This is a genomic window from Paenibacillus algicola, from assembly GCF_005577435.1.
GTDB lineage: Bacteria > Bacillota > Bacilli > Paenibacillales > Paenibacillaceae > Paenibacillus_AQ > Paenibacillus_AQ algicola.
Map to the genome: position 1 here is coordinate 2980745 of NZ_CP040396.1, position 22296 is coordinate 3003040.

Here is a 22296-nt window from a genome sequence, read left to right on the forward strand (position 1 = left end):
GCTAGCTCTATTAATGTTAATTAAATCGCAGAGCTTCAATCGGCTTCAGCTTGGCCGCCTTATTGGCCGGGAACACCCCGAACATGACACCAATCAGCACGGAGAAGCCGAACGCAGTCAGGACCGTATCTGCGCTGTACACAATCGGTATATTCATGAGACTTGAGACCAATTGTCCGGTTCCGAAGCCCAGCAGGATGCCAAGTACGCCGCCAAGGCCGCTCAGCACCATTGATTCAATCAGAAACTGTACCAGAATATCGCGGCGCTTCGCTCCGATCGCTTTGCGAATCCCGATCTCCCGGGTCCGCTCAGTGACCGACACCAGCATAATATTCATAATCCCAATGCCTCCAACCAGCAGTGAAATCGCCGCAATTCCTGCCAGCGTCACCGTCAAGGTATCCGTAATGGAGCTCATCGTGTCCAGCGTATCCTGCTGATTGAAGATGCGGAAGCTGCTGGGATCCCCCCGGAACTGCTTTGCGATTTCCTGCTCCACGCTTTCGGAGACAGAATCAATGGTGTCCGGAGAGCTTGCTTGAATAAAAATCGCCGGGACCCCTTTGGAGCTGGCCAGACGCTCTGCCGCGGTCAAAGGCAGGATGACCACATCATCCATTGATCCCTGGGCTGTGCTGCCCTTCTCGGCTAGAACCCCGACTACCTTGTAGCGCGTGCCATTTATGAGGATAAATTCGCCAACGGGCGAGTTGAACCCGAACAGCTCCTGAGCCGTGCTGTATCCCACCACCGCCACCTTTTGATAAAAGTCCAGGTCAATCTGGGATAAGAAGCGGCCCTGAGCGACCTCATAATCGCGGATGAGGGCATAATCTGAATTCGTACCCGTGACGCTGACATCCACCGAGCGATTGCCGAACTTGACGCTTGCATTTTGTGAATTGTACGGGGCGAGATACTGCACCCCCTCCAGCTCTTTCAAGTTCATCGCTTCCTCGTAATGCAGCGTCGTTGACGCCCCGCGTCCGGTAATGCTGACCGTTAACAGATTTGTTCCGAGGCTTTCTACCTGCTCTGTCACTTCTTTGGTGGTGCCCTGTCCCAAAGAGACAAGCGCAATGACGGCGGTAACCCCGATAATAATGCCGAGCATGGTCAGCGTGGAGCGGAGCTTGTTGGACCAGATGCTTTTTAAAGCCATTTTCAACCCTTGCAGGATGTTCATCTCATTTAAGCTCCTTCCTCGGTCAGTCTTCCGTCCGAGATCTTAACGATCCGGCCCGCCTGCCGGGAAATCTCCTGATCATGCGTAATCAGAATGATGGTGTGCCCCGCTTCATTCAGATTGTGAATCAGGCTCATCACCTCTTTGCCTGTCCGGCTGTCCAGCGCCCCTGTCGGTTCATCCGCCAGCAAAATCGGAGGATCCCCGGCAAGTGCTCTGGCAATCGCGAGACGCTGCTGCTGACCTCCGGACAGCTCCATCGGCTTGTTGTACAGCTTCTCCTGCAATCCCACCTTCGCCAGCGCATCTGCTGCCAGCTCGCGGCGTTTGCGGGCGGGCAGGCCGCGGTAGATCAGGGGCAGCTCTACATTTTCCAGCGCACTCAAGCGGTTCAAAAGATTATAACTCTGAAAAATAAACCCGATCTTCCGGTTCCGTATTTCAGCCAGCAAATGATCATTTAATCCGCTGATCTCTTCTCCATCCAGCAAATACTGACCAGAGGTCGGAGTATCCAAGCATCCCAGCACATTCATGAGCGTAGACTTACCGGATCCGGATGGGCCGACAATGCTCAGGAAATCCCCCCGCTGAATGCGTAGAGAGACATCATCCAGCGCTTTGACCCACTCGCCCCCCATCAAGTAATGCTTGCTGACCTTGTTGATCTGTATGAGTGCATCCTTCTCGCCCGGCATTAGTTTCCTCCTCCCATGCCGTCAGGACGGGCCCGTTGTCCTCCAAGACCGGCGCCACCTCCGCCGCCAGCACCCGGGAACAGCCCTCCCATCCCGGCATTCATCGGTGTTGCGGCTGAGGAGGAAGCCGTCACCGGAAGCTGCACCAGATCGCCTTCATTCAAGCCGGAGATAATCTCAATGAAATCCTCATTATGAACGCCAACCTCCACCATGACCTGCATGCCTTGCCCCGCCGCAGCCGTCATTCCGCCACTGCCCGGCTGTTTACCTGTCAAGCTGCGCATGCCTCCGCCTGCACCAGTGCCCATCCCGGAACCGCCTCCTTCAGCACCGGCCACTCTCATTCGCTCCGCCCGGGCTGCTTGAACTTCTTCGGAACCGGGTGTGTCTTGTGCCGGATTCGCAGTGTCCTCCTCGTCATCCGTGGAGCCGGACGCCGGCTCATTTTGCGGAACCCGTACGTAATACTGGTTCTGCGAAGACTGCACGGCTGTAATCGGGAGATACAGCACATCGGCTTTTTGCTCGACCTGAATTGTTGCTTCCGCTGACATTCCGCTCTTGAGACCGGTGTGATCCTTCAGAAGAATGGTGACCTCAAAATGTGCCACGCCGCCCGTTGAGTTCCCTTCCTCGGCGATCTGAGTCACTTCTCCGGTATAGCTTTGTTGCGGCAACGCTTCAACCAGAACCTCTGCAGCCTGCCCCAGCTTCACCTTGGCAATGTCCAGCTCATCCACGTTGACCTTCATTTGCAGGTGGCTGTAATCCACGATCTCCAGAAGATTTACGCTTTGGTTGATTACATCTCCGGCCTTAACCTCAATTCCCTGTACTCTTCCGTCTGCCGGAGCTTTAATGACCTCTGCGACCTGGGCTTCCACCAGAGCGTCAATCTCCAGCTGATTCAGTTCCATGTCCAGCTCCTGCTTGCGAATGCTGACAGTCAGAGATTCGCGAACGTCCTCGTCGGCCGCCTCATCCCACTTCTTCTGCAGCTCATCCAGCTCCAGCTGCTTCTTTTCCATATTCAGCTCCTGCACGCGCAGCTTGTCTGAAACATCCTCCGCTTCCAGCGTAATTAGCACATCGCCCGCCTTGACCTCCTCTTTCTCGGCTACGTGCACTTGCGCGATGGTCCTGTTGTCGCTGAACTTCACGATTTCTCGGGCAGCGGGCTCAATGCTGCCGGTACCGCTGACGTGGACCTCCAGCACTCCTTTTTGCACAGTAACTACCGGGGAAGCTGCCGCCTGTGTGGCCTCTGTAGGCTTAAGGTATGAATACCCCCACCATGCCCCTAATCCCGTAAGGCCTATTCCCGCCGCTAGTAATAATCCCTTCCATTTCATCTTTGTCCATCCCCCTCAATCTGATATGAAGCCTGTGTTCTTCATGAAGTCACATTGCCATAACAGTAAAAATAGCACGACATCATGAACACAACATGAACAAGCCGCTCCGGATACAAAAAAACCGCTCTTGAATTATTCATTCAAGAGCGGTAATGAAAACACAAAGGAAGAGCCCTTTCCTAGTACACTGGTTACGGAGATGTCGGTATCGTGCAGCTCGATAATGTGCTTGACAATCGACAAGCCAATTCCGGTGCCCGTCTTGCTGCTGCGGGCCTTGTCGCTTTTGTAGAACCTTTCCCAGATCAGGCTCAGCTCTTCAGGCGAGATGCCGCTGCCATGATCCTGAACCGTAACGACTGCCTGGTCCCCGATGACTTCTATTGTGACCTGAATCTCACTGCCTCGCCTGGAATGCTGCAGCGCATTTTGCAGCAGGTTAATCATGACCTGGCCAATCCGGTCCTCATCCGCATCCACGTACAGGTCGCCATGGACATTATGCAAATGTACGGCCACCCCGTGCTGATAAAACATCGGCTCGATCCTGGCCATAGTCAGCCGTATTTGCTCCGACAAGTTAAAGCGGGTCCGGGTAATCCCGAACTGTCCCGCTTCAATGCTGGCAATATCCAGAAGATCCCCCACCAGCTTCATCATGCGATCAGAGGAGTCCCGAATCAGCTCCAAATAATGCGTATGCCGCTCCGGTGGAATGGTGCCGTCCAGCATAGCACTCAAAAAGCCGTGCATTGACGTAATCGGTGTCTTGAGATCATGGGAGACGTTCGCAAGGAACTCCCTGCGCATGCCTTCTATAGAAGACAGCTCCTCAGCCATGACATTAATCGTTTGACTCAGCTGTCCAATCTCATCTCCGGAGGTGATGTGCAGACGCTCCCGGAAATCTCCCTTGGCGTATTTCAGCGCCGCCTGGCTCATCTGCTTCAGCGGATCGGTCATCCGGCGCGACAGCAGATAGAAGAAAATAAATGCAATCGGCAGGGCAATCGACGTGCTCAGGATATAGGGATTGACGATGCGGCGAATCTCCCTGTCCGAGATATAGGACTGAATGAGCAGGGCTTTTTCCATCAGCTCTCCTTCAATGTAAACCCCCGTCACCAGAAGTGTTCGGTCTCCTTCCTTATACTCCTGACGCAGCTCCTGACCTGTCAGCACCTGCTGTATCCATGTCAGATCGACCGCCGTTCCCGTATGTGAGTTCCCGAACGCATACAGAAGCTGTCCCTGTGCATCGTACACCTGATATAGCCTGCTGCCAGGCCCCATACTGAAAGTCAGCGACTGCTTAAGCGCTTCCTGGGACCATCCCGCTTCCCGCGCCTGCACGATATGCTGAATCACGCGCTGCTGCTGCATGTTTTCAGAGCTGCGGATGCCGTCCCAGAGCTGTTTTTTGACGACATGAAACAGAACGAGGCTGGACAGGGCAAACGAGACCAGCATAATGAGCATAAAGCTCAACATCAGCTTGGCGAACAATGTGTTCCGCCACTTGTTCCACCACGTCATCGCAAGACCACCTCAAATTTATAGCCTACACCGCGAATCGTCGTAATGCTGCTGCTAGTGGCGTAAGCTTTCAGCTTCTCACGGACTCGCTTGATATGAACATCCACAGTACGGGGGTCCCCTTCGTACAAATAGCCCCATATCTGATCCAGCAGCTGCTGGCGGGTAAACACACGGTTCGGGTTCTTGACTAGATAATAGAGCAGCTCCATCTCCTTTGGCGGCAGGGTGAGCACCTCATTCGCGATCCTAACCACGTACTCCCCCATGTCCAGCGATACCCCGCCTGCCGTGATCACGGTCTCCTGCATAAAAGAAGGATCATATCGCCGAAGGACCGCCTGAATTCTCGCCATCAGTTCTTTCGGATCAAACGGCTTGACGATATAATCATCCGCCCCGAGATTCAGCCCCCGGATTCGATCGTAAGCCTCCCCCTTGCCCGTCAGCATAATGACCGGAATTCCCGACTCCTTGCGGAGTCTCTCACAGATCTCCCATCCCCCCATGCCCGGCAGCATGACGTCCAGCAGCACCATGTCGGGATGCTCCTCATAGACCTTATCCAGACCCGTAATTCCGTCATGCGCTTCCATGACGCCATGCCCTTCCTTCTCCGCATACAGACGCACCAGCTCGCAAATCAGCGGATCATCCTCAATGATTAACAGGTTTAATTTTCTCATTCTCAGGCTCCATCATGTTCATTTCCTCAAAGTATAGCATAGGTGTGTGAACGGTAAGTGAACAGTGCTATCAATAAATAAAGCAGTCATTCAGTGACGGTCCATAAGAGAATCATTCCTGCACAGGCGATTCTTTGGATTGGAGAAATTTTGATGAGGGATACCCGCAAGGCTTGCGCGGCGTAGATTATTTATAGTGAGCATTTTGCATTAATCTGAGCCTTTGAACCAAAAGGATTTTCAAACACAAAAAGGGACTTCACCCCAACTTGGCGAAGTTTTTTGATGACCAAACTAAAAACCCCAAAGAATGGAGAAAGTCACTTTGGTAGCTTCTTTAAGAAAATCTGTTTTCCTTTGAAGATCTGATAAAAATGCACCAAGCAGTCATCACGAGCGGACAATCGACTTTACCGGTGGCGTGAGGGCAGCGAAATTCGTTTGCTTATATAACTCAACCCATGACTATTGTGATACAAAAAGATATTAAACGTCCCTGATTCCACTTGGAGAAAAGGATGCAACCCCATCTCTTTTGCAGACATAGTAAGGTGTTGGAAGAACAATGGATACTCTGGACTAATGGCGAGCACTACCTCCGATAATACGTTGATTGATGTTCTAGCCTCCTATATATGCAAGTAGACCAGATATTATAACAACAATAAATGATCAGACATGTAATACTCGTGACTGTTTAGATATGCAATCGTTCACGATACGTGGAGCAATACTCCTACCGATGTTTATTTCTATTTAGATCAACTTTCCTTTTATGAAATTGTTAAGGTGTTACCTCAGGAACAAGCACATATTTCTGAAGCCCCCCTCACAAAGTGGCTTCAGAAACTTTATTGAAAGAGGTGTTAAGCTTGATTAAAAACCTATTTGTATTTATTTTATCACTATTATTTATTGTAATATCTGGATGTAATAATGAGAATTCAATAAAAATTGAACCTGACAAAGTAGTATCACCTCTAGCAGATAAAGTTAATTTTGATTTAATGAAAATTAAAAAAATTGAAGTCCTTTTTGGAGATGGAAGAAAACTATTAATCGATGGTAAAGAAGACATTGATAAAATTTCAAAACAACTTATACTGATCAATGTTGAAAAACAACAATCAGAAATCGGTCCCGGTTATCTATATAATTTAGAAATCTACGAGGATAAAAATACTATTAGCGTATCTAATAATACCATTAGTATCGAAGGGGAAAATTACAAGCCAGTTGGAGATGAAATGAATAAACTAAATAAAATTATAATCGAGTTGGGTCGAAAACAATTATCAGGTATAGAAATATAACTGGAGTTGTCCATAAAAGTGTAGTTCGAAAACACACTCATATAGGAATCACGTTACTACGCTGCTTGTGACAGCATTTTCTCGCAATATATAGTTGGGGGTCAACCCCCAGGATTAGAGGTATTGACGTCCGGGCCTAAAGGAGCCGACAAATCGAGTTGGGAGGTCTGAAGATGAACGAACCCACATTGAAGAAGGCCATGGATACGCTGGAATTTCTAAGCCAGGATCGGGAGACTCGCCGCTTATATGAGGAGAGGCAAAAATATTAGCATGATGAAGCTTCCATGATGAAGTGGCTACGGAAAATGGAGAACGCAAGAAAGCTATCGAGATTGCCAAGAACATGCTTTCCTTAGGGTTGGATGTTGGAATCGTCGCAAAAGCCAGCGGTCTCTCTGAAGCAGAAATCGAATCGCTGAGGCCGACTCAATAATCTTCACCGATTACTGACCGCCTTTCATCCAAGTGTTGAAATACATAGTCGCCTTGCCCTGATTAATAGGACAAGGCGATATCGTTTTTTATTGAATACGATGCAAGTGTAACCAAACGTGTGACCAAGACTCCAAATCACTAACGTTTCGGGCATAGAAAAAACCGCCAAACACCCGGAATCCCTTGTGTTTAGCGGCCTTTTTCAATATGGAGCCTAGGGGGATCGAACCCCTGACCTCATCGCTGCCAGCGATGCGCTCTCCCAGCTGAGCTAAGGCCCCAAAATATGTAAATTTTCAAGTCCTTAATGAAGATCCCCTTCAAAAAGAACACTCCAATAATATATCATGCCCCTTTCTTTTATGCAAGTCTTATTTTTCTGAGTGTTTACATCCTCCTCCCCCATTTCGCATTTCCCTTAAAAAAAAGGTAAAATAGACAAGACGGCCATGACCACATGGCCGTCATTATTGACCTGAGGAGGACTACGACATGAACGCAGACTATAAAGCGTATTTCGAACAGCATCGGGAAGAGCACTTGAATGAATTGAAGGAATGGCTGGCCATTCCAAGCATATCGGCTTTGTCAGAGCATAAAGGGGATGTCGCGAAGGCGGCTGACTGGCTCGCTCATAAATTGAAGGCCGCTGGCCTGGAGCATGTGGAGATTCATTCCACCGCCGGGCATCCGATCATTACGGCAGATTATTTGCATGCAGAAGGCAAGCCGACTGTGCTCATTTACGGTCACTATGATGTACAGCCGGTGGATCCGCTTCATTTGTGGGAGACGCCGCCATTTGAGCCGGATGTACGAAACGGCAAGCTGTATGCGCGCGGCGCTACGGACGACAAGGGACAGCTGTTTCTTCACGTCAAGGCCGTGGAGGCGATTCTGAAGCAGGAGCAGAGCCTGCCCGTTAATGTCAAATTCTGCATCGAAGGCGAGGAGGAAGTATCGAGCCCTAACCTGCCTTTGTACCTCGAGCAGCACAAGGACAAGCTCGCAGCCGACGCCATCCTGATCTCGGATACCTCCCTCTTAGCCCCCGGCAAGCCGGCGATTTCTACTGGCCTGCGCGGATTGTGCTCGCTGGAGCTTACTTTAGAGACCGCCAACACGGATCTACACTCCGGTACATACGGCGGCGGCGTACCGAACGCACTCCATGCCATGGTAGAGCTGCTCTCTTCTCTCCATGACAAGCAGGGCCGCGTCAGCGTAGAGGGCTTCTATGATGGAGTTCAGGAGCTGTCAGCAGAAATGCGGGAGGAATTTGCCAAGCAGGAATTCGATGAAGAGCAGCTAAAGGAGTCTCTCGCACTGGACTCCCTATACGGTGAAGAAGGCTTCTCCTTCGTGGAACGTGTAGGTGCCCGGCCGACTCTGGAATTGAACGGGGTGTATGGTGGATTTCAGGGAGAAGGCAGTAAGACAGTTATCCCTAAAGAAGCGCATGCGAAGATCACCTGCCGCCTGGTTGCAGACCAGGATCCGCAGGCTGTACTGGATGCCATCGAGAAGCACTTGAAGGCACATACGCCTGCCGGCGCAAAGCTGACCTACAAGCCGAAGGAGAAAGCGTTCGCCTTCAATGTCGATCCCTCCCACCCAATGCTGCAAAAAGCAGCCGATGCGTTTGGAGCGGTCTATGGCACCCGCGCGCTGTTCACCAAAGACGGCGGCTCCATTCCGATTGTGGAGAAGCTTTCCAGCACACTGAACGCGCCTGCCGTTATGATGGGCTTTGGTCTTCCGGATGAAAATCTGCATGCGCCGAATGAGCACTTTAATTTAGAGAACTTCGACCTCGGTCTATTGACCATTGTGGAGTATCTTCAATCCATTTAACACCAGCCCCTGGTGATCGTAAAAAGCCCTCCGCAGGAGGGCTTTTTACATATATCTCAAGAACGATCTGCGATATGATCTTTAGACAGCAGAGTTTTCAGTTCCTTCATAAACATGTTGATATCCTTGAACTGCCGGTAAACAGAAGCGAAGCGTACGTAGGCCACCTCGTCCACAGGATACAGCTGCTCCATAAGCAGCTCCCCTATCTCCCGGCTTTCGACTTCGGCCGCGGCGGTATTGCGCAGCGATTTCTCCACCTCGGACACCAGCTGATCCAGCTGATCCGCAGACACCGGCCGCTTCTCACAGGCTCGAATCAATCCTCGCAGCACCTTCTCACGGCTGAACTCCTCGCGGCTGCCATCCTTTTTGATAACCATGAGCGGCGTTTCCTCCACCATTTCAAAGGTGGTAAACCGGCGGCTGCATTGCTCACACTCCCGGCGGCGGCGAATCGACTTATTCTCGTTCGCGGGACGGGAATCCAGCACCTTGGTACCGGCGAAGCTGCAATATGGGCATTTCATTGATTATCACTTCCTTTGTTTAAGTGCTTCTTGAAGCTATATTAAAGATTTCCATAAAATGCACGTAAAAATTTGTGATGAAGATGCTCATTCGGAGACATAATACTTTTACCAACTCAAGGAGGTGAAAATCACATGGGACAAGGCAGCAGAAACAGCAACAACCTGGTCGTCGCTCGTGCTAACGGTGCGCTTGAGCAAATGAAGTACGAGGTAGCTCAGGAGCTGGGCATCAGCATTCCACAAGACGGATACCAAGGTAACATGACTTCCTACGAGAACGGTTCGATCGGGGGATACATTACCAAGCGTCTGGTAACCCTGGCCGAGCAGCAATTGGCTGGACAATACTCCGGTCAATAATCAATTCTTCATCCCGAAAGAGTGTCAGACAGGCTGAATAGCTTGTCCGGCACTCTTTTTTGACATGGATGCAAGCTTAAAAAGAATCGTACACGTCACGATACTGATCGTAATAGTACACCACCCGCTGCACATAATGCCGCGTCTCTCCAATCGGTATATCCTTCACATTGTCATAGCTGCCGTCCCACAGACCTTTTCGAAGCCAGCTTCTCACATTGCCGGGACCTGCGTTGTACGCTGCAATGGCCGCCACCGGATTGCCGTCCATCTCTTGGTGCAGCTTCTGGATGTACCAGGTGCCGAGCTGGATATTGGCATCCGCCTCATGCTTCACCCGATCCAGCGTGATCGCAGGCAGCTTGGCCATTTCCATGGCCCAGTTAGCGGTATCCGGCATCAGCTGCATAAGGCCCAGCGCCCCTCTTTTGGATTCCTTCCCCGGCTTGTAGTTCGTCTCCACTCGAATAATGGAGGCCACCAGGAAGGGGTCCACCTCATAATATTCAGCATGCTTGCGAATTTCATTCTTGTAATAAATCGGATAAATCCAGGTCATCCAGTGACTGCTTAGAAACAGTACAGCGATAAACGTAATCAGAACGGGCAGCAGCACCCTTTTCTTTCGCAGCCAGATCATAGCCGGGCGATCCTGTTCCACAGCTTCTCCACCTGATGAAGGGTCTCGTCCAGCGTGCCGCTGTTGTCGATCACATAATCAGCCAGGCTCTTCTTCTCTTCAATGTCCATCTGGCTTTGAATCCGCGCTGCTGCCTGCTCTCGTGTCAGTCCATTACGCTGCATCAAGCGTTCTAGCTGAAGCTTCGCCGGCACGTACACGAGCAGCGTTTGATCATACTGGGCTTGCAGGCCCGATTCAAACAGCAGCGGAATGTCCACAATGACGAGCGAATCAGGATGCTGCTGCTCGTAGACTTGAATCCGGTCCCGGATCTCTCGGCGGATCGCCGGATGTGTAATGTCGTTCAGCGCCTGCCGCTCCTGCGGCTGATTGAATACAATTTCCCCTAACCGCTCGCGGTTTAATTGACCATCCGATCCTAATATGTCCGGGCCGAAATGTGCCGCCACCTCAGCCAGCACCGGATGTCCCGGGAGCATGACCTCCCGGGCAATGGCGTCGGCATCCACCAGCAGGGCTCCCTTCCGGACAAACATAGAGGACACGGTGCTTTTGCCGGTTGCAATTCCTCCGGTTAACCCGATATTCATTTTTTCACCTCATAACAGCTTCATAATCCCCATGACAATCAATAACATGGCCGGCAACAACGACAGCAGCTGCATTCTTTGGCCAGAAGCTGCTTTGAAGCCGACCTTCATTCCCAGCATCAGAAACGCCCCGCAGAACAACGCGGATATGACAGACGTCAGCCAAGGTGAGATCCCCATCATGGCAGCGCCCAGCCCCGCGCCGAAAGCATCCAGGGACAAGGCAATACCCAGCCACATCGCTTCCATGGAAGAAATACTGCCGGAATGATCCAAGTCCGCGCGGGAGGGACTTTTGCGGATCTGAATGACCAGGCCCAGCTTCCTGATTTCCAGGGTAAACACCTTCTCGGCCGACAGGCTCTGCGAGGATGGCTCTGAACGTCCCGAGGTCCCGGTCTTTGTCACCGGCAGTCCCGCTTCCGATAACGATACGGACTCGCTTCGAGAGGCGTCATCCAGATCAGATTCATGCCTGCCGCGCCATTGCTGCAGCAGTGACCAGCACCCCAGCAGAATCAAGATTCCCGCTCCCGAAACGGCAGCTGCCTGCCTCGATATCATGCTCTGCAGCAGTGTACCTGCCTGCATGGAGATACATAGCACCAGACCCGAGCATAAGGAAATAATGATCACCGACAGCAGCGGGAGCCGCATTCTCCGAATCCCGTATGTAATGCCGGCCCCAAAGCCATCCAGGCTCAGTGCCAGGGCCAGCAGCACCGGTGTCAACAATAGCTGTAGCACCCATATGACCTCCTCAAGCCCCGAGCGTGCGCCGCCATCACATTCGCGGCACCTGCTTCATGCTTGCAGCAGCGGGGACTGAATATCTCACAATATATGAGATCGGGAGGAGATGGGTGCCTGCCTCATTTATACATCTATATGCTGCTTCAAGGACTGGCAGTCCGGGCAAAAATGCGTACCCCGGCCGCCTACTACCGTCTTCACAATCGCTTGACCGCACTGGTCGCAGGGCTCATTCTTGCGTCCATACACCCGCAGGCTATGCTGAAAGCGCCCCGCCTCTCCCTGTCCGTTTACGTAGGATTTAATGGAGGAGCCGCCAGCTTCAACCGCCTCGGACAGCGTCGAAATGATGGAGCGGTGCAGAGCTTCCGTTTCCTGATCGCTCAGCTGATTCGCGGCCCGCTCCGGGTGGATTCCCGCCCGGTGCAGAGCTTCATCCACATAAATGTTGCCCAGACCTACAACATAAGCCTGGTTGAGCAGCACGACCTTGATTTTGGTTTTTTTGGTCACGAGCATATCCTTGAAGGCGCCCAGCGTGAACGTATCGTCCAGCGGCTCATACCCCAGCTTAAGCAGTGGAGGATGATTAAATTCCTCGCCAGCCGCGAAAATATGCATCGTTCCAAATTGACGTACATCCTTGTAGCGCAGCTCTGTGCCATCATCAAAGTGAAAAACGACATGTGTATGCAGCTCAATCGGCTCTTCCTTCCGATACAGCCCGTACCTGCCCTCCATCCGGAGATGTGAGACCAGCACCAGACCATCCAGCATAATTCTCAAAAACTTGCCGCGGCGCTCTACCTTTTGAATGGTGTGGCCCTTGAGCATGAAGGCAAACGCCTCCGCATCATCAGGCCGCTGAATAATTCTCGGCAGCCTGACGGTAACATCTATAATATGCTTGCCCTGAACCAGCTGATTCAGAGTTCGCTTTACGGTTTCAACTTCCGGCAATTCCGGCATCTCTCTTCACCTCACCCTTTTATTATAACGGATGTGAGCGTGAAACGGGACTGCCGTTTCTCCCCAGTCTTATTTAGCCTCGTACCAATTGTCTCCAAAGCTGACCTCCGCCTTCAGCGGCACAGAGAGCTCCAGCGCCCGGCTCATTACTTCCGGCACCAGGGTCTTCATCGTCTCCAGCTCCTCCTGCGGCACCTCAAACACCAATTCATCATGCACCTGCAGCAGCATGCGGCTCTTGAGCTTCCGCTCTGCCAAGGCTGCATCCATATGCACCATCGCCAGCTTGATAATATCGGCTGCGGTTCCCTGAATCGGCGTGTTCATCGCCGTCCGCTCCGCAAACGAGCGCAGATTAAAGTTCCGTGCGTTAATCTCTGGCAGATAGCGCCGGCGCTCCAGCAAGGTTTTGACATACCCATCCTTGCGGGCCTGCTGCACAATCTCATCCATGTATCGGCGTACACCCTGGAACACCTCAAAATACTGATCGATAAAGGAAGCCGCCTCCTTCCGGGTAATGTTCAGATTCTGCGACAATCCATAGTCGCTAATCCCGTACACAATCCCGAAATTAACGGCCTTGGCGGAGCGCCTCATATTTCCGTCCACCTCATCCTGAGACACCCGAAACACATCCATGGCGGTTTTGGTGTGAATATCCAGATCCTGAACGAAGGCTTCCTTCAGACGCTCATCGTCCGAAATATGGGCCAGCACCCGCAGCTCGATCTGGGAATAGTCTGCCGCCAGAATCGACCAGCCCGGCTCGGACGGGACAAATACCTTCCGCAGCTTCCGGCCTTCCTCCAGACGGATCGGAATGTTCTGCAGATTCGGGAACTGGCTGCTAAGGCGGCCTGTTGCTGCAATCGTCTGGCGATAGTATGTATGCACCTTGCCGGACTCGTCTGAGACTTCCTTGAGCAGTCCTTCTACATAAGTAGACTGCAGCTTGGCGATTGTACGGTATTGAAGGATCAGCTGAACAATATCATGGTAAGGCGCCAGCTTTTCCAGCACTTCTGCATCTGTAGAATATCCCGTTTTTGTCTTCTTGATGACTGGCAGCTCCAGCTTGACGAACAAGATTTCGCCCAGCTGCTTCGGCGAATTCAGATTGAATTCCTCGCCGGCAATACGATAAATCTCGGCCGCAAGCTTCTCAATCTGCTGCTGAAATTCCTGCCCGAGAGACTTCAGCTCCTCCCGGTTGACTGCAATGCCCTGCTTCTCCATATCTGCAAGAATACGGGACAGCGGCATTTCCAGGTCGTGAAAGAGAGGAAGCATGCCATTGTCATTAAGCTCCTTCTCCTGCATCGGCACAATCTGGGCGACGGCTGCGCACTTTCTGGCCAAATGGCCGCTCAGCTTCTCTTCATCCGGTAATTTCCACTTGGCTCCCTTGCCAAACACATCATCATCGGAAACCAGATGCGACATGCCATACTTTGCTGCCAGTCCGCTCAACGTCTGATTGCCTTCCGTCGGATCCAGCAAGTACGCTGCAAGATGCACATCAAAGGCAGCTCCCGCAAAGAGTATGCCATGTGCATGCAGCGCCAGATCTACCCGGTGCAGATCGTAGCCGTTCTTCGGAATGCTGCTGTCTGCCAGCCACTCCCGGACCGGCTCTGCTCCTTCGCTCTGCAGAACCGCTGGCGAGATATAATACTGTGTATCTCCAGTCGCAAGACTCAGCCCGACCAGCTCAGCATGATGCGGGTTGTCTCCATGGGTTTCCACATGAAGCACCTTCACGTCACTTAGCACTGCAGACAGCTCATGCATGTCATCCATGGTTACAGTCCTTACCTGCACCTCGGCTTCCGGACGTGCAGGGTCCGCGGCAGTCCCGGCATCCTGGCCGCTCAGGTTCAAGCGTTCCAGCAGCGATTTGAATTCCAGCTTGGCCAGAGCCGGGCCCGCCGTATCCGGATGCAATCCGTCAAATTTCATATCGTCCCACACTTGCTCCAGCGGAACCTCACGGTGAATCGTCGCCAGCTTTTTGCTGAGGACGGCGGAGTCGGCATGGGTCTGAACCTTCTCCTTCATCTTGCCCTTCAGCTCATCAGATCTCTCCAGCACCTGCTCCACCGATCCGTACTCATGCAGCAGCTTCAGAGCGGTCTTCTCTCCAACACCCGGGATTCCGGGGATGTTATCCGAGGCATCGCCCATCAGTCCTTTGAGATCAATGATCTGCTGCGGGGTCAAGCCATACTTATCCTGAATCTCGGACGGTCCGTATGACTCAATATCCGTAACACCCTTGCGCACCATTGCAATCGTGACATTATCCGACGCCAGCTGCAGCATATCCTTATCCCCGGAGACGACGATGACGTTACGCTTCTCTTCATCAGCCATTCGGGTGAGCGTACCAATAATATCGTCGGCCTCGTAGCCGGCGATCTCAAACTGCGGAACTCCGAGTCCCTGAAGAAGCTCCTTGAGCAGCGGAAACTGGCCGGAGAGCTCCGGCGGTGTTTTCTCCCGCTTTCCCTTATATTCCTGGTAGTCCGCATGCCGGAACGTCTCCTTACCTGCGTCAAAAGCAACCATCATATGTGAAGGCTTGTAGTCCTCAATCAAGCGCAGCAGCATCGTCGTAAAGCCGTACACCGCATTCGTCTGCTGACCGCTGGCGTTCGTGAGCGGCGGCATGGCGAAGAATGCCCGGTAAATAATATTGTTTCCATCAATGACAATCAGCTTGTCCAAAATCTGGCACCTGCCCCTCTAAGAATTCCTTCCCACATGATACCATAGGTTCCCCTCAAAATTGAAAAATAAAGCAGCCGGATCAGATGATGCTCTGATCGACTGCTTATTGGTTTAAAGCGGTATTATTATTGATTCAGGTCCGGGCGGTTGCCTGTAACGAGGTAGACGGTGCTTTCACCAATGTTGGTTGCATGGTCTCCGATGCGTTCAATGTAACGACCGACCATGACGAGCAGCATAGCTTGATTCGCGCCTTCCGGCGAGGTACGGATATATTGGAACAGATCCTGCAAAATGCTGCTGTACAGATGGTCCACTTGATCGTCATCGGAAGCCATTTTGTAAGCAAGATCGGTATTCTCCTCCAAATAGGATTCGATGGATTCGGAAACCATGACGCCGACAATCTCCGCCATTCTTGGAATATCGACAAGCGGCTTAATCAGCGGCTCATTCTCCAAACGAATCGTTACCTTCGCAACGTCACGGGCCAGATCTCCCATGCGCTCCAAATCGCTAGCAATTCGAAATGCCACCAGAATACGTCGCAGATCCTTCGCCACTGGCTGCTGTGTAACGATCAAGCGGGAACCGATATCCAGAATTTGTTCTTCCATAGCATTGAGGCGAGCATCCTCTTCAACGACCTTCTTCGCTTTCTCTACATCCATCGTCTTGAGCGAGATTACAGCCTCCTGCAGCGCTTGTTCCATGTGAGTGCTCATTTTCTTGAGCAGATTCTTCAGCTCTTCGAGCTGCTGGTCAAAACCAATTCTCCGGATCATAATGTTGTCCTCCCATTCACTGTTTTGAAACCGCCGCTTATCCGAAGCGGCCGGAGATGTAATCCTCGGTGCGGGAATCGGAAGGGGTCGAGAACAGAACCTCGGTCTGCTCCGCCTCTACAACCTCACCGGTCAGGAAAAACACGGTGCGGTCGGATATCCGGGCGGCTTGGTGCATGTTGTGCGTAACCATAACAATCGTATACTTATGCTTTAACTCCTGAACCAATTCTTCAATCTTCAGTGTAGAGATCGGGTCCAAGGCCGAAGTAGCCTCATCCATCAATAAAATGTCCGGCTGGACCGCCAATGCGCGCGCAATGCACAGGCGCTGCTGTTGTCCGCCGGAGAGGCTGAGCGCGGAGCGCTTCAGAAAATCCTTCACCTCGTCCCACAGGGCGGCCTGCTTCAGGCTCTGCTCTACGATGGAGTCGAGCTCGGATTTATCACGGACACCATGAAGGCGTGGACCGTATGCGACATTATCGTATATGGATTTCGGAAAAGGATTCGGCTGCTGAAACACCATGCCGACCTGCTTGCGAAGCTCCTCTACATACATGGCCTCTTGATAAATATCCGTGCCATTGATCTTGACGCTGCCTTCAATTCGAGTTCCGAGAACCATATCGTTCATCCGGTTCAGCGTCCGGAGCAGGGTTGACTTACCGCAGCCGGATGGACCGATAAAGGCCGTGACCGCCTTTTCCGGAATATCTAGATTGACTTGCTTTAGTGCGTGAAATGTATCGTAATACAGGTCTAATTGCTTGATTTCAATAATGGATTCCATGTAATGATCATGTCTCCTTATGTTGTATTCAGAAGAATAAAGATGTATGCATAATCCCTCAGACGTCCATTATATAAATCAATTGTCATTACAAAGTAAGAGCTTTGTAAACGCAATGTAAAAAACCAAGCTATATGCACCCTAATGCTTAACTCTGGGTTGATCGCTGGATCGAAGCTAGCTCCCGTTGAATCTGCTGCAGCACCCGCGACGTATCCTCCGTTAACGTAAATACCTGACTGCCCGCTGCAGAAACCTCACCGGCGGCCTGCTCCATCTGATGGAACGATTGGCTGCCTTCTGATATGTATGCTTCACAAGAACGAATTTCATTCAAAGCTGCGGCCGCAGCTCCTGCTGTATCGGCTACCATTTGGGAAATCTGATTCAGCATTCGGTTGATGCTGCCGGAAAGCTCATGCGTCTGCTTGGCCAGAGATTGAACCTCTGAAGCGACGACCTGAAAGCCCCGCCCATGCTCTCCAGCCCGGGCTGCCTCAATGGACGCGTTGAGCGCCAGAAGGCTGCTTTGACCGGCTAAATCAGCGATCTGATCCGTTATCCGCGATACACCAGCCGTATTGTCCTGCAGGCGGGACATCAGCTCCGCTCTTTTCTCCATATCTGTCAGCAGATGATGGTAAGAGCTGTGAACAGACTGGAGCTTCTGCTTGCCGATGACAGACCACTCCGAGATCTGACGGCATTTCTGAAGCGTCACATCCGCAGCCGCCCTTACACCGGAGAGCGAGCTGCCAATATCCTGTGTATGGCGATGGCTGTCTTGTATCATTTCTTCCCGGCGGGTCTCCGTTTCATCCTGAAGCTCTGCGGAGAGCCGCAGCAAGTCACGTACAGTCAAGACGCCCAGCAATTGATTGTTCTGAGTGACGACAACACAATCATAGAAATCTGCTTCAGAGCGCATTAGTGCTTGCTGGAGAATCTCAGCTACAGGCTGAGACTGCTCAACAATCATAGGAACCTTGGCCGCAATCGCAATGACTGGCCGCTGATCATAAATTTCTCTCGCAAACCGTCCACTCATCAATCTGTAGAAGCTGTCCCGCATCACGATTCCTGTCGGCATCTGGTCCGCATCGCATACAATCATACAAGGCGCCTCCGGATTCTGCTTGAATAAACGGATCACCTGAAGACAGCTCTGATTGTAGCTGATAGAAGGCACGGCCCTCCAAGAGCCAAGGCTTGTCTCCTGGGCTTCTTGCTGATTCCCCTGCATCATTCCTGAATTGTTACTTGTCATTGCAGACGCTCCGGCTTGTACCGGAACAGCAGCTTGAGCCTGAGGCTTTGTCATAAGAAGCGTCATGCGGGATCCACTCCTTTGGTATTGGTGCTATAGACGCAGTTTAGGTCCCGAATGTTAACGCTGTTGCGGTTTTGGATCAACAGATTGTAAAAAGGCCTGAATTACGCTACTTTGGCCTGACCACCAGCTTATATCCAACGCCTCGAATAGAGTCGATAAATACCGAATCCGGGTCCAGCTCCAGTTTTTTGCGAAGAGAGCTGACATGCACATCAACCGTGCGCTGACCTCCGATATAATCAAAGCCCCATACGACATTCATCAGATCATCCCGTGTTAATACGACTCCGGGCTTGCGGGCCAGATACAGCAGCACCTCAAATTCCTTGGGGCGCAGATTAATCTGGTGGCCTCCCAGCCGGACTTCGTATTTCTCCGGATAAATTTCCAGCTGCCCCAGCTTGATGACGTTTCCGTCCTCGTCCGTGTCTCCCGCCTCTTCTGCCGGCTGTCCCGACACCCGGCGAAGCACGGCCGACACTCTTGCGAGCAGCTCCGAAACACCGAAGGGCTTCGTGATATAATCATCGGCCCCCATTTTCAAGCCCTGGACGACTTCTTCTTCCGCATTCTTCGCAGTAAGTATAATGATCGGAGTCGTGATTCCCTGCTGTCTCAGCTTCTCCAGAATCGAGAAGCCATTCATACCCGGCAGCATCACGTCCAGCAGAATCAGATCGAAGGTTTCACGGCTGGCACGCTCATACCCTTCCGTCCCATGCTCCTCTACCGTGACCAGGAAGCCTTCCTGGGTCAAGTTGTACGATAATAATCGTGACAGTGTCGGTTCATCCTCGATGACAAGCAGTCTTTGAGCCATCTTAATCCCGCCCTTAATTGAAATGAATTCATTTTATATACGCCAATAATTGATCAATTTTCATAGCATCCTGTTTATTGTATCAACGGAATGTTATCCCCATGTTAAATCTTATACTATCCTTCCTGAAGCATCGGCAGCTCGATAACAAAAGAGCTTCCCAGCCCCGGCTCACTGTCGACTTTAATCGTGCCGGAATGCAGCTCGACCAGATGCTTCACAATCGACAGGCCAAGCCCTGTACCGCCTGACCCCCGGGAGCGGGCTTTATCCACACGGTAAAAGCGTTCGAAAATGCGCGGCAGATCCTTCTTCGGAATGCCGATGCCTGAATCCTTGACCGTCAGAATGACCCTTTCCCCATGCTCCTCTGAAAGAACTTCATCCACCGAAAGCTGGACCCTGCCGCCTTCCTGTGTATAGTTCACCGCGTTGGAGAGCAGATTCGTAAAAATCTGGCGCAGCTTGTCCTCATCCCCTTCGATGAACAGCTCGTCCGGCACATCCATTTTCATCTGAATCTGTTTCTCACGGGCATGCGGCAGCATAAATTCAAACAGTGATTCGAAAAAGGTAGATAGATGAATCGGCGAATATTCCATCACGCTTCGCTTGGATTCAATCTTGGACAGCTCCAGAATGTCCCGGATCAGCCGGTTTAACCGCTCGGATTCGTCGTAAATAATGCGAATGAAGGAACGGGAGGTTTTCTCGTCCTCCACCCCGCCGAGGAGTGTTTCAGCAAAGCCCTTTACGGCGGCAAGCGGGGTTTTGAGCTCATGGGATACATTCGCAACAAATTCACTCCGCATCCGCTCCAGCCTCCGTATTTCAGTCACATCCTGCAAATGAAACAGCATGCCGCGATAGGTGCCGTCCTCATGCGTCATGACAACGCCGTCAAAGCGAATGACCGATTCGATGGGAAAATACAGGCTGCGCTCTTCCTGGAACCGCTCCCGCCGCTCCAGGCCTTCTTCAATCACCTTGTTCAGCTCATAGTGCTGCCTCAGGTCGGTATAGCTTCGGCCGCGAATCTGGCCGGCCTTGATGCCGAGCATCCCCTCTGCCGCAGGATTAATAAGCACCACCGTTCCGTCCCCGCTCAGCATCAGAATACCGCCGGTCATATTGCTCAAGACGCTTCGCAGCAGCCCTTCATTGTCACGGATAGTCTGCAGCTGTGTCTGCAGGCTGTCTGCCATTCCATTAATGGCGGATGCCAGCTGGCCAATCTCGTCCTTACGCTCCAGATGCACCCGTGCATCGTAATCCAGCCGGGATATGTTGCGTGCGACGGAGGTGATCTTCTCCAGTGGAGAGGTCAGCCCGGCGGCAATCCGGTAGCTGACAAGGGCCGCCACTACGAACAGAATGAGCAGCCCCGCTCCCATCACCATCCAGCCCTTACGCACACCTTCATCCACCGTCTCCAGACTCATTGATAGTCGAATATAGCCGTCAAAGCCGCCCTGCGTAACCGGACGCGCGACATAAATCATATCCTGCCCCAGTGTCGAGCTATACCGGATGGAGCGACCGGTGCCTCGCTGCTCTGCCTGGCGAATCTCTTCACGTTCCCCATGATTATCCATCAGCTCCGGACTCTTCTCGGAATCACCAATGACACTGCCATTCCTGGCTATGAACGTTACCCGCGCATCCGCCAGCTGCTGCAGCTGCATAGACTTCGCTGTATAATATTCGGCTTCTTTACCTGAAGAATCGTCCGGAAAATTCAAGGTTCCCTGAATCAGGTTAATTTCCCGGATCATATTGTCCTCCAGCAAATTAATATGATATTGCTTGAATACCGATGCCACAGCAAAGCCGGCACCCAGCATGGAAATGCCAATCAGCGTCATAATAATCAATGTCAATCGGTTACGAAAAGGTTTCATGATTCCCTTCCTTTACGGATGAAGTCTTGATTCTTTGAATGACCGCATGAACTACGGTCGCTACAGGCTGCTGAAATAGAATGGATAGTACAACAGGCACGGACACGGCCGGCGGAAAATAAGCGGTAGCCAGCACCATGCCAAGCGATATATTTCGCATACCGGAAGCATAGGTCAGCGAGATCCCGAGCTCTCTCGTTCTGCCCGGTGCAAGATAGGATCCGAAATAGCCCAGCATGTAACACAGGACAATCAAGAGCAATACGGCTGGAATGACGCTTAACAGGTCCTGCCGAATGCTTTGGGCCTGCGGCGCAATGACTGCGGCGTTAATCATGACGACACAGACGAAGAACAGCTTGGAGAGCGGCTGTGCCACCGGGGCCGACCATGCTTTCGCCTTGCCCTTGGACAGCTCATAAATGAGTACGCCTAACGCTGTAGGCAGCACGACCATTCTGAACAAATCCGTCACCAGCTGCCCCGTATCCCACTGCAGGCCGGTAGAGCCGGCAAGCAATTCCATTAGAAACGGAACCACAATCGGGCTGAGCATCGTATCAAGCACGACAACAGACAGAATGAACGGTACGTTGCCTCCCGAGGTTCCTACCCACAGCACTGCTGAAATGCCAAGCGGAATCACGGAGAACAGCATCAGTCCTGTTGTATAGTCTGACTGAGATCCGAAGATGGAAGCCCCTATTGCATAAGCCACAAGGGGTGCAGCAGCATGAGCCAGCAGCAATGTCAATACGATGGGAAATGGCTGTCTCATTACTGCCTTCAAATGCCCGATCCCGCAGCCAAGGGCCATGACGAGCGTGATATACCCGAATAGATACGGTATAGTATACGCATAGGGTGACAGCTGTTCACTCAGGAACCAGCCGGCCACCAATGCCCCGGGAATCAATATAAATGTATATTTCTCAAACCATGCTGCAAAAGCTAACCCAAACTGTTTCACTTTTCTCCTCCAAACCTCGTCGCAAGCTGCTTGTATGTTGG

Annotated in this window: 20 protein-coding genes, 1 tRNA gene and 1 pseudogene; 4 read left to right on the forward strand and 18 right to left on the reverse strand. The window is 51.8% G+C overall.

Annotated elements, in window-relative coordinates; all coding sequences use genetic code 11:
* Positions 1 to 16: 16 nt before the first annotated feature.
* From E6C60_RS13950 to E6C60_RS13970, 5 genes are all read right to left on the reverse strand, one after another.
* Positions 17 to 1189, reverse strand: a complete 1173-nt coding sequence (locus tag E6C60_RS13950) for an ABC transporter permease (RefSeq protein ID WP_138226393.1) — start codon at positions 1187 to 1189, stop codon at positions 17 to 19.
* 5 nt (positions 1190 to 1194) lie between these two features.
* On the reverse strand, positions 1195 to 1887 hold the full coding sequence (locus tag E6C60_RS13955; RefSeq protein WP_138226394.1) for an ABC transporter ATP-binding protein: 693 nt from the start codon (positions 1885 to 1887) through the stop codon (positions 1195 to 1197).
* A complete protein-coding gene (locus tag E6C60_RS13960; protein ID WP_138226395.1) occupies positions 1887 to 3242 on the reverse strand; it encodes an efflux RND transporter periplasmic adaptor subunit in 1356 nt (451 codons plus the stop codon). The genes E6C60_RS13955 and E6C60_RS13960 overlap by 1 nt, the downstream gene beginning before the upstream one ends.
* 135 nt (positions 3243 to 3377) lie before the next feature.
* Positions 3378 to 4781: a sensor histidine kinase gene (locus tag E6C60_RS13965; protein WP_138226396.1), complete on the reverse strand. Its 1404-nt coding sequence runs from the start codon at positions 4779 to 4781 to the stop codon at positions 3378 to 3380.
* Positions 4778 to 5467, reverse strand: a complete 690-nt coding sequence (locus E6C60_RS13970) for a response regulator transcription factor (protein ID WP_138226397.1) — start codon at positions 5465 to 5467, stop codon at positions 4778 to 4780. The genes E6C60_RS13965 and E6C60_RS13970 overlap by 4 nt, the downstream gene beginning before the upstream one ends.
* Positions 5468 to 6339: 872 nt before the next feature.
* Here E6C60_RS13970 and E6C60_RS13975 point away from each other — a divergent pair.
* Both E6C60_RS13975 and E6C60_RS13980 read left to right on the forward strand, forming a co-directional pair.
* Positions 6340 to 6780 carry a hypothetical protein gene (locus tag E6C60_RS13975; RefSeq protein ID WP_138226398.1) on the forward strand — a complete coding sequence of 147 codons (441 nt, stop codon included), beginning with the start codon at positions 6340 to 6342 and terminating at the stop codon, positions 6778 to 6780.
* A gap of 138 nt (positions 6781 to 6918) precedes the next feature.
* Positions 6919 to 7216, forward strand: a pseudogene (locus E6C60_RS13980) (Rpn family recombination-promoting nuclease/putative transposase); the annotation flags it as partial.
* A 210-nt stretch (positions 7217 to 7426) separates the two neighbouring features.
* On the opposite strand, the gene E6C60_RS13985 reads toward E6C60_RS13980, so the two are convergent.
* A tRNA-Ala gene (locus E6C60_RS13985) sits at positions 7427 to 7499 on the reverse strand.
* A gap of 211 nt (positions 7500 to 7710) precedes the next feature.
* On the opposite strand from E6C60_RS13985, the gene E6C60_RS13990 reads away from it, so the two are divergent.
* Entirely contained in the window at positions 7711 to 9072 is a 1362-nt protein-coding gene (locus tag E6C60_RS13990; RefSeq protein WP_138226399.1) for a dipeptidase, read from the forward strand.
* 56 nt (positions 9073 to 9128) lie between these two features.
* Here the strand turns inward: E6C60_RS13990 and nrdR are convergent, their stop codons facing one another.
* Positions 9129 to 9602: a transcriptional regulator NrdR gene (gene nrdR, locus E6C60_RS13995; protein ID WP_138226400.1), complete on the reverse strand. Its 474-nt coding sequence runs from the start codon at positions 9600 to 9602 to the stop codon at positions 9129 to 9131.
* Between the two features lie 135 nt (positions 9603 to 9737).
* Here nrdR and E6C60_RS14000 point away from each other — a divergent pair, with 135 nt between their 5' ends.
* Entirely contained in the window at positions 9738 to 9965 is a 228-nt protein-coding gene (locus E6C60_RS14000) for an alpha/beta-type small acid-soluble spore protein (RefSeq protein ID WP_138226401.1), read from the forward strand.
* Positions 9966 to 10041: 76 nt separating this feature from the next.
* Here E6C60_RS14000 and E6C60_RS14005 read toward each other — a convergent pair whose 3' ends face one another.
* From E6C60_RS14005 to E6C60_RS14055, 11 genes are all read right to left on the reverse strand, one after another.
* The gene (locus E6C60_RS14005) at positions 10042 to 10605 is read right to left on the reverse strand and encodes a lytic transglycosylase domain-containing protein (RefSeq protein ID WP_138227816.1); all 564 of its coding nucleotides are present in this window, start codon (positions 10603 to 10605) and stop codon (positions 10042 to 10044) included.
* Positions 10602 to 11198 carry a dephospho-CoA kinase gene (gene coaE / locus E6C60_RS14010; RefSeq protein ID WP_138226402.1) on the reverse strand — a complete coding sequence of 199 codons (597 nt, stop codon included), beginning with the start codon at positions 11196 to 11198 and terminating at the stop codon, positions 10602 to 10604. Before coaE ends, E6C60_RS14005 begins: the two co-directional genes overlap by 4 nt.
* Positions 11199 to 11207: 9 nt before the next feature.
* Entirely contained in the window at positions 11208 to 11945 is a 738-nt protein-coding gene (locus E6C60_RS14015) for a manganese efflux pump (protein WP_138226403.1), read from the reverse strand.
* 129 nt (positions 11946 to 12074) lie between these two features.
* Positions 12075 to 12920 carry a DNA-formamidopyrimidine glycosylase gene (gene mutM, locus E6C60_RS14020; RefSeq protein WP_138226404.1) on the reverse strand — a complete coding sequence of 282 codons (846 nt, stop codon included), beginning with the start codon at positions 12918 to 12920 and terminating at the stop codon, positions 12075 to 12077.
* Positions 12921 to 12989: 69 nt separating this feature from the next.
* Positions 12990 to 15650 carry a DNA polymerase I gene (gene polA / locus E6C60_RS14025; protein WP_138226405.1) on the reverse strand — a complete coding sequence of 887 codons (2661 nt, stop codon included), beginning with the start codon at positions 15648 to 15650 and terminating at the stop codon, positions 12990 to 12992.
* 128 nt (positions 15651 to 15778) lie between these two features.
* Positions 15779 to 16438 carry a phosphate signaling complex protein PhoU gene (gene phoU, locus E6C60_RS14030; protein ID WP_138226406.1) on the reverse strand — a complete coding sequence of 220 codons (660 nt, stop codon included), beginning with the start codon at positions 16436 to 16438 and terminating at the stop codon, positions 15779 to 15781.
* Positions 16439 to 16475: 37 nt separating this feature from the next.
* Positions 16476 to 17231, reverse strand: a complete 756-nt coding sequence (gene pstB / locus E6C60_RS14035) for a phosphate ABC transporter ATP-binding protein PstB (RefSeq protein ID WP_138226407.1) — start codon at positions 17229 to 17231, stop codon at positions 16476 to 16478.
* A gap of 148 nt (positions 17232 to 17379) precedes the next feature.
* Entirely contained in the window at positions 17380 to 18564 is a 1185-nt protein-coding gene (locus tag E6C60_RS14040) for a methyl-accepting chemotaxis protein (RefSeq protein ID WP_138226408.1), read from the reverse strand.
* A 106-nt stretch (positions 18565 to 18670) separates the two neighbouring features.
* Positions 18671 to 19384, reverse strand: coding sequence for a response regulator transcription factor (locus tag E6C60_RS14045; RefSeq protein ID WP_138226409.1), 714 nt, complete (start codon positions 19382 to 19384; stop codon positions 18671 to 18673).
* Positions 19385 to 19500: 116 nt separating this feature from the next.
* Positions 19501 to 21285: a two-component system histidine kinase PnpS gene (gene pnpS, locus E6C60_RS14050; RefSeq protein ID WP_138226410.1), complete on the reverse strand. Its 1785-nt coding sequence runs from the start codon at positions 21283 to 21285 to the stop codon at positions 19501 to 19503.
* Positions 21269 to 22255, reverse strand: a complete 987-nt coding sequence (locus E6C60_RS14055; RefSeq protein WP_138226411.1) for a bile acid:sodium symporter family protein — start codon at positions 22253 to 22255, stop codon at positions 21269 to 21271. The genes pnpS and E6C60_RS14055 overlap by 17 nt, the downstream gene beginning before the upstream one ends.
* Positions 22256 to 22296 lie beyond the last annotated feature (41 nt).

What these genes read in the sequence shown, in the direction of transcription:
- mutM (WP_138226404.1), bottom strand. Translation starts at nt 12,920, where the DNA reads ATGCCGGAATTGCCGGAAGTTGAAACCGTAAAGCGAACTCTGAATCAG.
- E6C60_RS14005 (WP_138227816.1), bottom strand. Translation starts at nt 10,605, where the DNA reads ATGATCTGGCTGCGAAAGAAAAGGGTGCTGCTGCCCGTTCTGATTACG.
- phoU (WP_138226406.1), bottom strand. Translation starts at nt 16,438, where the DNA reads ATGATCCGGAGAATTGGTTTTGACCAGCAGCTCGAAGAGCTGAAGAAT.
- E6C60_RS13950 (WP_138226393.1), bottom strand. Translation starts at nt 1,189, where the DNA reads ATGAACATCCTGCAAGGGTTGAAAATGGCTTTAAAAAGCATCTGGTCC.
- pstB (WP_138226407.1), bottom strand. Translation starts at nt 17,231, where the DNA reads ATGGAATCCATTATTGAAATCAAGCAATTAGACCTGTATTACGATACA.
- E6C60_RS14000 (WP_138226401.1), top strand. Translation starts at nt 9,738, where the DNA reads ATGGGACAAGGCAGCAGAAACAGCAACAACCTGGTCGTCGCTCGTGCT.
- E6C60_RS13955 (WP_138226394.1), bottom strand. Translation starts at nt 1,887, where the DNA reads ATGCCGGGCGAGAAGGATGCACTCATACAGATCAACAAGGTCAGCAAG.
- E6C60_RS13990 (WP_138226399.1), top strand. Translation starts at nt 7,711, where the DNA reads ATGAACGCAGACTATAAAGCGTATTTCGAACAGCATCGGGAAGAGCAC.
- pnpS (WP_138226410.1), bottom strand. Translation starts at nt 21,285, where the DNA reads ATGAAACCTTTTCGTAACCGATTGACATTGATTATTATGACGCTGATT.
- E6C60_RS14040 (WP_138226408.1), bottom strand. Translation starts at nt 18,564, where the DNA reads ATGACGCTTCTTATGACAAAGCCTCAGGCTCAAGCTGCTGTTCCGGTA.
- coaE (WP_138226402.1), bottom strand. Translation starts at nt 11,198, where the DNA reads ATGAATATCGGGTTAACCGGAGGAATTGCAACCGGCAAAAGCACCGTG.
- E6C60_RS13970 (WP_138226397.1), bottom strand. Translation starts at nt 5,467, where the DNA reads ATGAGAAAATTAAACCTGTTAATCATTGAGGATGATCCGCTGATTTGC.
- E6C60_RS13960 (WP_138226395.1), bottom strand. Translation starts at nt 3,242, where the DNA reads ATGAAATGGAAGGGATTATTACTAGCGGCGGGAATAGGCCTTACGGGA.
- nrdR (WP_138226400.1), bottom strand. Translation starts at nt 9,602, where the DNA reads ATGAAATGCCCATATTGCAGCTTCGCCGGTACCAAGGTGCTGGATTCC.
- E6C60_RS13965 (WP_138226396.1), bottom strand. Translation starts at nt 4,781, where the DNA reads ATGACGTGGTGGAACAAGTGGCGGAACACATTGTTCGCCAAGCTGATG.
- E6C60_RS14045 (WP_138226409.1), bottom strand. Translation starts at nt 19,384, where the DNA reads ATGGCTCAAAGACTGCTTGTCATCGAGGATGAACCGACACTGTCACGA.